Annotated in this window: 1 protein-coding gene; it reads left to right on the top strand. The window is 64.6% G+C overall.

What is annotated here, in order from left to right:
* The first annotated feature begins 17 nt into the window (after positions 1-17).
* Positions 18-12,914 carry a non-ribosomal peptide synthetase gene (locus ODQ19_RS08055; RefSeq protein WP_330209752.1) on the top strand — a complete coding sequence of 4,299 codons (12,897 nt, stop codon included), beginning with the start codon at positions 18-20 and terminating at the stop codon, positions 12,912-12,914.
* The last annotated feature ends 100 nt before the right edge of the window (positions 12,915-13,014 follow it).

Below are 13,014 nucleotides of genomic sequence, written 5' to 3' on the forward strand. Positions count from 1 at the left end.
TTTCAGGCAGGAACCCCATGATGGACGCCTTCGAACTCCCCCGCACCCTGGTCCAGTCCCTTCAACAGCGTGCTGCGCAGACGCCGGACCAGGTGGCGTTGCGCTTCCTCGCCGAGAGCGCCGAGCACAGTGTGGTGCTCAGTTATCGCGACCTCGACCAACGCGCCCGCACCATCGCCGCCGCCCTGCAAGCCAACGCTGGCCTGGGCGAGCGTGCGGTGTTGCTGTTCCCCAGTGGGCCGGACTATGTGGCGGCGTTCTTTGGTTGCCTGTACGCCGGGGTGATCGCGGTGCCGGCGTATCCGCCGGAATCCACGCGTCGTCATCACCAGGAGCGCCTGCTGTCGATCATCAGCGATGCCGAGCCGCGCCTGCTGTTGACCATTGCCAGCCTCAGCGAGGGCCTGGCCCAGATTGAAAACGCGCCCAAGGTGTTGAGCGTCGACACCTTGGATGCGCAGCAGGCTGACCAGTGGGTCGCGCCCGACCTTACGGCCGACGACATCGCGTTCTTGCAATACACCTCCGGCTCCACCGCATTGCCCAAGGGCGTGCAAGTCAGCCACGGCAACCTGGTGGCCAACGAAGTACTGATCCGCCGTGGTTTTGGCATCGACCTCAACCCCGACGACGTGATCGTCAGCTGGTTGCCGCTGTACCACGACATGGGCTTGATCGGCGGCCTGCTGCAACCGATTTTCAGTGGCGTGCCTTGCGTGTTGATGTCGCCGGCCTACTTCCTTGGCCGACCGTTGCGCTGGCTGGAGGCGATCAGCGAATACGGCGGCACCATCAGCGGTGGCCCGGATTTCGCCTACCGCCTGTGCTGCGAACGGGTCAGTGAATCGGCCCTGGAGCGCCTGGACTTGAGTCGCTGGCGCGTGGCCTATTCGGGCTCCGAACCGATCCGCCTCGACACCCTGGAACGCTTCGCGGAAAAATTCGCGGGCTGTGGTTTCACCCCGAATAATTTCTTCGCTTCCTACGGCCTGGCCGAAGCCACCCTGTTTGTCGCCGGCGGCACCCGTGGCCGTGGCATTCCCGCCATGCGCCTGGACGAACAGGCGCTGGCCGCCAACCGTGCTGAACCGGGGCAGGGCCCTGCGATCATGAGTTGCGGCACCAGCCAGCCGGACCACGCCGTGTTGATCGCCGACCCGCACACCCTCACCGAGCTGCCCGACCAGTGCGTCGGCGAACTCTGGGCCACGGGCCCGAGCATCGCCCACGGCTACTGGCGCAACCCGCAAGCCAGCGCCAAGACCTTCGTCCAGCACGCTGGCCGCACCTGGTTACGCACCGGTGACCTGGGCTTTATCCGCGACGGTGAGGTGTACATCACCGGGCGCCTCAAAGACCTGCTGATCGTGCGCGGCCATAACCTCTACCCCCAGGACATCGAACAGACCATCGAGCGCGAAGTGGAAGTGGTGCGCAAGGGCCGGGTCGCCGCGTTTGCGGTCAATGACCAGGGCCTGGAAGGCATCGGCATCGCTGCGGAAATCAGCCGCAGCGTGCAGAAAATCCTGCCGCCCGAAGCGCTGATCAAGGCGATCCGCCAAGCCGTGGCCGAGGCCTGCCAGCAAGCCCCGAGCGTGGTGGTGCTGCTCAACCCCGGCGCCTTGCCGAAGACCTCCAGCGGCAAAGTGCAGCGTGCGGCCTGTGCGATTCGGCATGCCGATGGCAGCCTCGACAGCTACGCGCAGTTCCCGGGGCAGCAGGGGCTGGCGAGCGAAGTGGCGCTGCAATCGGACCTGCAACAGCAGATCGCGGCGATCTGGTGCGAGCAACTGCAACTGGCTCATGTGGCGGGCGACGATCACTTTTTCCTGCTGGGGGGCAACTCCATCACCGCGACCCAAGTGGTCGCCCGCCTGCGCGAAAGCCTGGGGCTGGAGCTGAACCTGCGCCTGCTGTTCGAAGCGCCGACACTCGCGGCTTTTGCTGCGGCTGTGGCGCACCTGCAACAGGACGGCGGCGTGGCCCAAGGCGCAATGCACGCGCTGTCACGTCAAGAAGACCTGCGCCAATCCCTGGCACAGAACCGCCTGTGGATCACCTGGCAATTGGACCCCCACAGCAGCGCCTACACCATTCCCGGCGCCTTGCACCTGCGCGGCGAGCTGGATGAAGACGCACTGCGTCACAGCTTCCAGCAACTGATCCAGCGTCACGAAGCCCTGCGCACACGCTTCTACGAGCGCGACGGCCAGGCGTTTCAGCGTGTCGAGGCTACGGCGGATTTCGAACTGCCGATCATCGACCTCAGCGACCTGCCCAACACCGAACGCGAAGCCCGTGCGCAACGGGTCCGCGAAGACCAGGCACGCAGTCCGTTCGACCTGGAAAAAGGCCCGTTGCTGCGGGTTACCCTGGTGCGCCTGGGCGATGAAGAGCACCAACTGCTGGTGACGTTGCACCACATCATTGGTGACGGCTGGTCGCTGAATATCCTGATCGACGAGTTCTCGCGCCTGTACGCTGCTGCCGCCCAAGGCCAGTCCCTGGAGCTGCCGCCGTTGGCCTTGCAATACGCCGACTACGGCAGCTGGCAGCGCCAATGGCTGGCCGAAGGCGAGGGCCAGCGACAGCTGACGTACTGGAAAGCGCAGTTGGGTGACGAGCATCCGGCCCTGAACCTGGCCACCGATCACCCGCGTGCCGCCCAGCATCGGCACAGCGCCGCGCGCCATAGCCAGCGCCTGGATGCGCGCCTTAGTGCGGCGATCCGCCAGACCGCCCAGGCCCATGACTCGACGCCGTTCATGCTGCTGCTGGCGACGTTCCAGACCTTGCTCTATCGCTACAGCGGCCAGCGCGATATCCGTATCGGCGTGCCCAACGCCAACCGCCCACGCCATGAAACCCAGGGCCTGATCGGCTTCTTTATCAACACCTTGGTGCTGCGCGCCGAGCTGGACGGGCGCCTGCCGTTCAACCAGCTGTTGGCCGCCACTCGCGAGACCACATTGGCCGCCCAGGCCCATCAGGACCTGCCCTTCGAACAACTGCTGGAAGCCTTCCCCCAAGCCCGCGAACAGGGCTTGTTCCAGGTCATGTTCAACCACCAGCAACGTGACCTCAGTGCCTTGCGCCGCCTGCCGGGCCTGCTGGCCGATGAGTTGCCCTGGCACAGCCGCGAAGCCAAGTTCGACCTGCAACTGCACAGCGAAGAAGACCGCAATGGGCGCTTGAGCCTGTCGTTCGACTACGCCGACGAGCTGTTCGATTGCGCGACCATCCAGCGTCTGGCCGAGCAGTTCATCCATCTACTTCACGCTGTGTGCGCGCAACCACAACACGCCATCGGCGACCTGCCGTTGATGCAGGCTGACGAACAGCAACCCTGGAGCGAAGCCCCCTGCGCGCCGGCCCGGCACTGGCTGCCCGAGCTGCTCAACCAACAAACGTGCGACGCCACCGCGCTGGTCTGGCAGGACGGCAGCCTGACCTTCGCCCAACTGCACACCCAGGCCAACCGCCTGGCCCATTACCTACGCGACAAAGGCGTCGGCCCGGACGTGTGCGTGGCCATCGCCGCCGAGCGTTCGCCGCAACTGCTGATTGGCCTGCTCGCCATCATCAAGGCCGGTGGCGCCTACGTGCCGCTGGACCCGGATTACCCCGCCGAGCGCCTGGCCTACATGCTCAAGGACAGCGGCGTGCAACTGCTGCTCACCCAGACCGCCTTGCTCCCCCAACTGCCCAGCGCCGAAGGCGTGTGCGTGATAGCCATGGACAGCCTGCACCTCGACAGCTGGCCGACCCAGGCGCCAGGCTTGCACCTGCACGGCGATAACCTCGCCTACGTGATCTACACCTCCGGTTCCACCGGCCAACCCAAAGGCGTGGGCAACACCCACGGCGCCCTGGCCGAGCGTTTGCAGTGGATGCAGGCCACCTATCAACTGAACGAAACTGATGTGCTGATGCAAAAGGCGCCGATCAGTTTCGACGTGTCGGTATGGGAATGCTTCTGGCCATTGATTACCGGCTGCCGCCTGGTATTGGCCGGGCCGGGCGAACATCGCGACCCGCACCGTATCGCGCAGCTTGTGCAGGAACATGGGGTGACCACGCTGCACTTCGTGCCACCGTTGTTACAGCTGTTTATCGATGAACCGCTGGTGGCCGAATGCACCAGCTTGCGTCGGCTGTTTTCCGGCGGCGAAGCCTTGCCTGCCGAGTCGCGTAACCGCGTACTGGCGCGCTTGCCAGCGGTGCAATTACACAACCGCTATGGCCCGACCGAGACCGCAATCAACGTCACTCACTGGCAGTGCAGTGCCGCGGATGGCGAGCGCTCACCGATTGGCCGGCCATTGGGCAATGTGATCTGCCGCGTACTGGACGAGCAACTCAACCCGCTGCCGGCCGGTGTGCCGGGCGAACTGTGCATCGGCGGTATCGGCCTGGCGCGGGGTTACCTGGGCCGTGCCGGGCTGACGGCCGAACGTTTTGTCGCCGACCCGCTGGGCGCGGCGGGCACCCGCCTGTATCGCACCGGTGACCGTGCGCGCTGGAACGCCGATGGCGTCCTCGAATACCTCGGGCGCCTCGATCAGCAGGTCAAGCTGCGGGGTTTTCGGGTGGAGCCGGAAGAAATCGAAGCGCGCCTGCTGGCCCTGGACGGCATCGCCCAGGCCGTGGTGCTGGTGCGTGATGCACAGTTGATCGGCTACTACACAGCGCATGCCAAACTGGATGAACAGAGCGTCAAAATCGCCCTGGCCGCCGAGTTGCCGGAGTACATGGTGCCCGCGCTGCTGATTCGCCTGGACGCCATGCCCCTGAGCCCCAGCGGCAAGCTCGACCGGCGTGCCTTGCCAGAGCCGGTATGGCAAACCCGCGAACACGTCGAACCGCACACACCTTTGCAACTGCAAATCGCCGCGATCTGGCGCGAGGTGCTTGGCCTGCCACGCATCGGCCTGCGCGATGACTTTTTCGCACTCGGCGGGCACTCGTTGCTGGCCACGCAAATCATCTCCCGCACCCGCCAGGCCTGTGACGTCGAACTGCCGCTGCGCACCCTGTTCGAAGCCAGCGAGCTGGGCGATTTTGCCGAGCAGGTCGGGCTGATCCAGGCGGCGGGCCAGCGCAACCAACAGACGGCCATCGCCAAGGCCGACCGCAGCCAGCCGGTACCGTTGTCCTATTCCCAGCAGCGCATGTGGTTCCTCTGGCAGATGGAACCGGACAGCCCGGCCTACAACGTCGGCGGCATGGCGCGCCTGCGCGGCGTGCTGGATGTGGGGCGTTTCGAGGCGGCCTTGCAAGCCTTGATCATGCGTCATGAAACCCTGCGCACCACCTTCCCCAGTGTCGATGGCGTGGCTTGCCAGAAGGTCTCAGCGCAGACCACTGTGCGCATGGGCTGGCAGGATTTCTCGGCGCTGGATGAGCCGCAACGCCAGCAGCGTTTACAGCAACTGGCCGATGTCGAGGCGCACACGCCGTTCAACCTGGAAACCGGGCCGCTGTTGCGCGCCTGCCTGGTCAAGGCCGGCGAGCAGGAACATTACCTGGTGCTGACCCTGCACCATATCGTCACCGAAGGCTGGGCCATGGACATCTTTGCCCGTGAACTCAGCGCCTTGTATGAAGCCTTTATCGACGAGCGCGAGTCACCGCTGCCAGCGTTGCCGGTGCAGTACCTCGACTACAGCCTGTGGCAACGCCAGTGGATGCAAGCTGGTGAGCGCCAGCGCCAGCTGGACTACTGGACCGCCCAACTGGGTAACGAACACCCGTTGCTGGAACTGCCCGGCGACCGTCCACGGCCACCCGTGCAAAGCCACCGGGGCGAGCTGTACCGCTTTGATTTGAGCGATGAGCTGGCTGCCCGCGTGCGTGCCTTCAACGCGCAACACGGCCTCACGCTGTTCATGACCATGACCGCGACCCTGGCGGTGTTGCTCTACCGCTACAGCGGCCAGACCGACCTGCGCATCGGCGCGCCAGTGGCCAACCGTATCCGCCCGGAAAGCGAAGGCTTGATTGGCGCGTTCCTCAATACCCAGGTGCTGCGTTGCCAGCTCAATGGGCAGATGCAGGTCAGCGAGCTGTTCGAGCAGGTGCGTCATACCGTGATCGAGGGCCAGTCCCATCAGGACCTGCCGTTCGACCATCTGGTGGAAGCCCTGCAACCGCCGCGCAGCGCGGCGTACAACCCATTGTTCCAGGTGATGTGCAACGTGCAGCGCTGGGAATTCCAGCAAAGCCGCCAACTGGCTGGCATGACCGTGGAGTACCTGGCCAACGATGCGCGGGCGACCAAGTTCGACCTCAACCTGGAAGTCACCGACCTCGACCATCGCCTGGGTTGCTGCCTGACCTACAGCACCGACCTGTTCGATGAACCGCGCATTGCACGCATGGCCGCGCATTGGCGCAACCTGCTCGAAGCGTTGGTCGCCGATCCCGGTCAGCGCCTCAGCGAATTGTCGTTGCTGAGCGCGGATGAACAACGCGCCTTGCAAGACAGCCTGGGGGTGGAGAAGGGCGCGCATCGCCTCGACCAGTGCATCCATCAGCTGTTCAGCCAGCAGGCGAGCCAGCGGCCGGATGCCCCGGCGCTGACCTTTGCCGGTGTGACCCTCACTTTTGCGCAACTGGATGAGCGCGCCAACCGCCTGGCCTGGATGCTGCGCGAGCGTGGCGTGGGCCCGCAGGTGCGCGTGGGCCTGGCGCTGCCGCGTTCGCTGGAAATGGTCATCGGCCTGCTGGCGATCCTCAAGACCGGCGGCGCCTACGTGCCGCTGGACCCGGAATACCCGCTGGACCGCCTGCACTACATGATCGAAGACAGTGACATCGGCCTGCTGCTCAGTGATGCGGCGCTGTTCGAAGCCCTTGGCCAATTGCCGTCGACGGTGGCGTGCTGGTGCCTGGAGGATGACTCGCCGGTGCTGGCGAATTACCCCGCCGAGGCGCTGCCGTTTGTGAGCCTGGCACAACACCAGGCGTACCTCATCTACACCTCGGGCTCCACGGGCAAGCCCAAAGGCGTGGTGGTGTCCCACGGTGAGATCGCCATGCATTGCCAGGCGGTGATCGAGCGCTTTGATATGCGCCCGGATGACTGCGAGCTGCACTTTTATTCGATCAACTTTGACGCTGCCACCGAGCGTTTGCTGGTGCCACTGCTGTGCGGGGCGCGGGTGGTATTGCGCGCTCAGGGCCAGTGGGATGCCGAAGAAATCTGCGCGCTGATCCGTACCCATCGCATCAATGTGCTCGGTTTTACCCCGAGCTACGGCAGCCAATTGGCGCAGTGGCTGGCGACCCAGCAACAGACGCTGCCGGTGCGTATGTGCATCACCGGTGGCGAAGCCTTGACCGGCGAACACCTGCAACGCATCCGCGCGGCGTTTACGCCCCAGCTGTTCTTCAACGCCTACGGCCCCACCGAAACCGTGGTGATGCCCCTGGCCAGCCTGGCGCCCGAGCAGTTGGAGGAGGGCGCTGGCAGTGTGCCGATCGGCAGCATCGTCGGCGAGCGCGTGGCCTACATTCTCGACGCCGACCTGGCGCTGGTGCCCCAGGGCGCCAGCGGTGAGCTGTATATCGGTGGCGCCGGCCTGGCCCAGGGTTATCACCAGCGGCCGGGGATGACGGCGGAGCGTTTTGTCGCAGACCCGTTTGCTGGCAAGGGCGGGCGCCTGTACCGCACCGGCGACCTGGTACGCCAACGCGCCGATGGCCTGGTGGAGTACCTGGGGCGTATCGACTATCAGGTGAAGATCCGCGGTTTCCGTATCGAACTGGGTGAAATCGAAACGCGCTTGCTCGAACACGAGGCCGTGCGTGAAGCGGTGGTGCTGGCACTGGAGGCGCCGAGCGGCAAACAGCTGGTGGCGTACCTGGTCAGCGATGCCGAGCACGCCGCCTTGCGCGACGCGTTGAAGGCGCACCTCAAGGCCCAACTACCGGACTACATGGTGCCCGCGCATCTGATCGTGCTTCAGAGCATGCCGCTGACCGCCAACGGCAAGCTCGACCGCCGCGCTTTGCCTGAACCGGACCCAGAGGCCAGTCGCCAAGCCTACGTGGCGCCCCGCAGTGAGCTGGAACATAACCTGGCCGCCATCTGGTGCGCGGTGCTGAACGTGGAGCAAGTTGGCCTCGACGATAACTTCTTTGAACTGGGCGGCGACTCGATTTTGTCGATCCAGGTGGTGAGCCGTGCGCGCCAGGCCGGGATTCATTTCAGCCCCCGCGACCTGTTCCAGCACCAGACGGTACAGAGCCTGGCCGCCGTGGCGACCCGCTCGGAGCTCGTCACCGCCGAGCAAGGGTTGCTGGCCGGCCCCTCAGGCCTCACGCCGATTCAGCACTGGTTCTTCGACACCGACATCCCGGCGCGCCAGCACTGGAACCAGGCGTTGGTGCTCAAGCCACTGCAACTGCTAGACCCTCACCGCCTGGAGCAAGCGTTGCTGGCGGTGTTGGAACACCACGACGCGCTGCGTTTGAGCTTCACCCGGCGCGATGCGCAATGGCATGCCGAACACCTGGGCGTGCCGGAAGGCGGCGTGCTGCTGCAGGCGCAGGTGCGCGACATGCAGGCGTGCACGGCGTTGTTCACTGACACCCAGCGCAGCCTCGACCTGGCACAGGGGCCGCTGTTGCGCGCCTTGCTGGTGGACGGGCCGCAAGGCCAGCAACGCTTGCTGATCGCCATCCATCACCTGGTGGTGGACGGCGTGTCGTGGCGCGTCCTGCTGGAAGACCTGCAAAACGTTTATCGCCAACTGAGTGAAGGCCAGTCCGTCAGCCTACCGGCCAAGACCAGCGCGCTGCGTGATTGGGCGGCGCGCTTGCAAGCCTATGCCCACAGTGAGTCACTGCGCGAAGAGCTGAGCCTGTGGCAAGCGCAATTGGCTGGCCCCGCCGTGGCCTTGCCGGTGCAGCGCCCACAAGGACCATTGCGAAACTGCGATGCAGAAACGGTCAGCGTGCGCCTGGATGCCGAGCGCACCCGGCAGTTGCTGCAACAGGCGCCGAGTGCCTATCGCACCCAGGTCAACGACCTGCTGCTGACCGCCCTGGCCCGTGTGCTGTGCCGCTGGAGCGGGCAGGCCTCGGCACTGATCCAGCTGGAAGGCCATGGCCGCGAAACCTTGTTCGATGACATCGACCTGACCCGCAGCGTGGGCTGGTTCACCAGTGCCTATCCGTTGCGCCTGACGCCGCAGGCCGAGCAGGGCGACTCGATCAAGGCGATCAAGGAGCAACTGCGGGGCGTGCCGCATAAAGGTTTGGGGTATGGCGTGCTGCGTTACCTGGCCGATGACCTCTGCAAGCAGAGCATGGCCGCCTTGCCGAGCGCGCAGATCACCTTCAACTACCTGGGCCAGTTCGACCAGAGCTTTGGCACTGACGCGTTGTTCCATCCGCTGGAAGAATCCGCCGGCCTGGCCCATGACCCGGATGCGCCGTTGCCCAATGAACTGAGCATTGACAGCCAGGTCTACGGCGGCGAGCTGGTACTGCGCTGGACGTTCAGCCGTGAGCGTCATGATCAGCAGGTGATTCGCGATCTGGCCGAAGCTTACCTGGGCGAATTGCACAGCCTGATCGGCCATTGCCTGCAGGACGATGCCGGCGGCCTCACACCGTCCGACTTCCCCCTGGCGCACCTGACCCAGGTGCAACTGGACGCCTTGCCGGTCCCGGCCAGCGCCATCGAAGACGTCTACCCGCTGACCCCGATGCAAGAAGGCCTGCTGCTGCACACCCTGCTGGAGCCTGGCACGGGCCTGTATTACATGCAGGATCGCTACCGCATCAACAGCGCCCTGGACCCGGAGCGTTTCGCCCAGGCCTGGCAAGCGGTGATCGCCCGCCATGAAGCCTTGCGCGCCTCGTTCTGCTGGAACGTCGGCGAAGACATGCTGCAAGTGATCCACAAGCCAGGTAGTACGCCGATTGAGTACCTGGACTGGAGCGCCGACCCGCAGGATGAGCAGGAGCCGCGTCTGCAAGCCTTGCTCAAGGCCGAGCGCGAAGCCGGCTTTGACCTGCTCAACCAGGCGCCTTTCCACTTGCGCCTGATCCGCGTGGGCGAGGCGCGCTACTGGTTCATGATGAGCAACCACCACATTCTGATCGATGCCTGGTGCCGTTCGCTGCTGATGAATGACTTCTTCGATATCTACACAGCCCTGGGCGAAGGCCGCGACGCGCAATTGGCGACGCCGCCGCGCTATCGCGACTACATTGCCTGGCTGCAACGCCAGGACCTCAACGAAGCGCGCCAGTGGTGGCAGCGCAACTTGCAAGGCTTCGAGCGCACCACGCCGATCCCGAGCGACCGCCCGTTCCTGCGCGAACACGCTGGTGGCAGCGGCGGCATGGTGGTGGGCGACTGCTACACCCGCCTGGATGCCCGCGACGGTGCGCAACTGCGCGAACTGGCCCAGGCGCACCAGCTCACCGTCAACACCTTCGCCCAGGCGGCATGGGCCCTGGTGCTGCGCCGTTTGAGTGGTGATCGCGACGTGCTGTTCGGCGTCACGGTGGCCGGGCGCCCCGTGGACATGCCCGAGATGCAACGCACCGTTGGCCTGTTTATCAACAGTATCGCGCTGCGGGTGACACTGCCCGATGACGGCCAGACGTGCAGTGTGCGCCAGTGGTTGAGCGCTTTGCTCGACAGCAATATGCAACTGCGCGAGTACGAATACCTGCCGCTGGTGACGATCCAGGAACACAGCGAATTGCCCAAGGGCCAGCCGCTATTCGACAGCCTGTTCGTGTTTGAGAACGCGCCGGTGGAAGTCTCGGTGCTGGACCGTGCGCAAAGCCTGAATGCCACCTCGGATTCCGGGCGTACCCACACCAACTTCCCACTGACAGCCGTGTGTTATCCGGGCGATGACCTCGGTTTGCACCTGTCCTACGACCAGCGTTATTTCGACGAAAGCACCGTGCAAGGCATGCTCGCTGAGTTCAAGCGCCTGCTGCTGGCGCTGGTGCAGGGCTTCCATGGCGACATGGCTGAGCTGCCGCTGATGGGCGAGCAGGAGCGTGAATTCCTCGTGGAAGGCTGTAACCAGAGCGCACATACCTATCCGCTGGAACGCAGCTACATCGAGTTGTTCGAGGAGCAGGTTGCGCAGCATCCGCAGCGTATCGCCGCCAGTTGTCTTGACCAGCAATGGAGCTACGAGGATCTGAATCGCCGCAGCAATGGCCTCGGCCACGCGCTGATTGCGGCGGGTGTCGGCCTGGACCAACCGGTGGCGTTGTTGGCTGAACGTGGTCTGGATTTGCTCGGCATGATCATCGGCAGCTTCAAGGCCGGCGCCGGCTACCTGCCGCTGGATCCGGGCCTGCCGGGCCAGCGCCTGAGCCGCATCATCGACCTGAGCCGCACGCCGTTGCTGGTATGCACCGAGGCGTGTCGCGAACAGGCCATCGAGTTGCTCGAAGGGGTCGATTGCCAGTTGCTGGTGTGGGAGGAAATCCCTGCCCGTGGCGAAAACCCGGGTATCTACAGCGCCCCGGACAACCTTGCCTACGTGATCTATACCTCGGGTTCCACCGGCTTGCCCAAGGGCGTGATGGTCGAACAGCGGGGCATGCTCAACAACCAGTTGAGCAAGGTGCCGTACCTGAACTTGAGCGACGCCGATGTGATTGCCCAGACCGCGTCGCAAAGCTTCGATATTTCTGTGTGGCAGTTCCTCGCCGCGCCGCTATTTGGCGCGCGGGTGGACATCGTACCGCCTGCCATTGCCCATGATCCGCAAGGGCTTTTGGTCCACGTTCAAGCACAGGGCATCACCGTGCTGGAGAGTGTGCCATCACTGATCCAGGGCATGCTGGCCCAGGAGCGTATCAGCCTCGACGGCCTGCGCTGGATGTTGCCGACTGGGGAGGCCATGCCGCCGGAGTTGGCGCATCAGTGGTTGCTGCGTTACCCGCAGATTGGCCTGGTGAATGCCTACGGCCCGGCGGAATGCTCCGATGATGTGGCGTTCTTCCGCGTCGATTTGGCCTCCACCCGTGGCACTTACCTGCCGATTGGTACGCCGACCGACAACAACCGCTTGTACCTGCTCGATGGCGCCTTGGAGTTGGTGCCACAAGGCGCTGTCGGCGAATTGTGCGTCGCCGGCACCGGTGTCGGTCGCGGCTACGTCAGCGATCCGCTGCGCACCGCCCAGGCGTTTGTACCCAACCCCTTTGGCGCGCCCGGCGAGCGCCTCTACCGTACCGGCGACCTGGCGCGGCGCCGCAGCGATGGCGTGCTGGAGTATGTCGGGCGTATTGACCACCAGGTGAAGATTCGCGGCTACCGCATCGAACTGGGTGAAATCGAAGCGCGCCTGCACGAACAACCGCAGGTGCGTGATGCGGCGGTGGGTGTGCAAGAGGGGGCCAATGGCAAGCACCTGGTCGGCTACCTGGTGGCTGCCGACGCCACGCTGGACCCGAGCGAACACTTGGAGCGCATCAAGCAACGCCTGCGTGCCGAACTGCCGGAGTACATGGTGCCGCTGCAGTGGCTATGGCTTGATCGCCTGCCCCTGAATGCCAACGGCAAACTCGACCGCAAGGCCCTGCCAGACCTGGAGATTGGCCAGTTGCACAGCCAGGACTATGTGGCGCCTCGCAATGAACTGGAAACCACCCTGGCCGGAATTTGGGCCGAGGTGTTGAAGGTGGAGCGGGTAGGGGTGCAGGACAACTTCTTCGAACTGGGCGGGCACTCGTTGCTGGCTACGCAGATCGCTTCGCGGGTGCAGAAAACGTTGCAGCGCGACGTGCCGCTGCGGGCGATGTTCGAGTGCAGCACGGTGGCGGAGTTGGCCGGGTATATCGAGGGGTTGGCGGGCAATGAGATCAGTGCCGAGAAGGTGGATCGGTTGAGTGATTTGATGGCGGAGTTGGAGGGGCTTTAGGGTGCGAAGGGCGCTGTCCGTTGGTCGGGCAGCGCCGTTTTTTCAGCTCGAACTGTCAATTCTGACAGTAGGCGGGGGCGAAAAAATAGGACTCACTTAA

Origin of the sequence: Pseudomonas sp. AM4(2022) (assembly GCF_036346515.1) — a bacterium.
Taxonomy (GTDB): Bacteria; Pseudomonadota; Gammaproteobacteria; order Pseudomonadales; family Pseudomonadaceae; genus Aquipseudomonas; species Aquipseudomonas paracarnis.

What these genes read in the sequence shown, in the direction of transcription:
- ODQ19_RS08055 (WP_330209752.1), top strand. Translation starts at nt 18, where the DNA reads ATGATGGACGCCTTCGAACTCCCCCGCACCCTGGTCCAGTCCCTTCAA.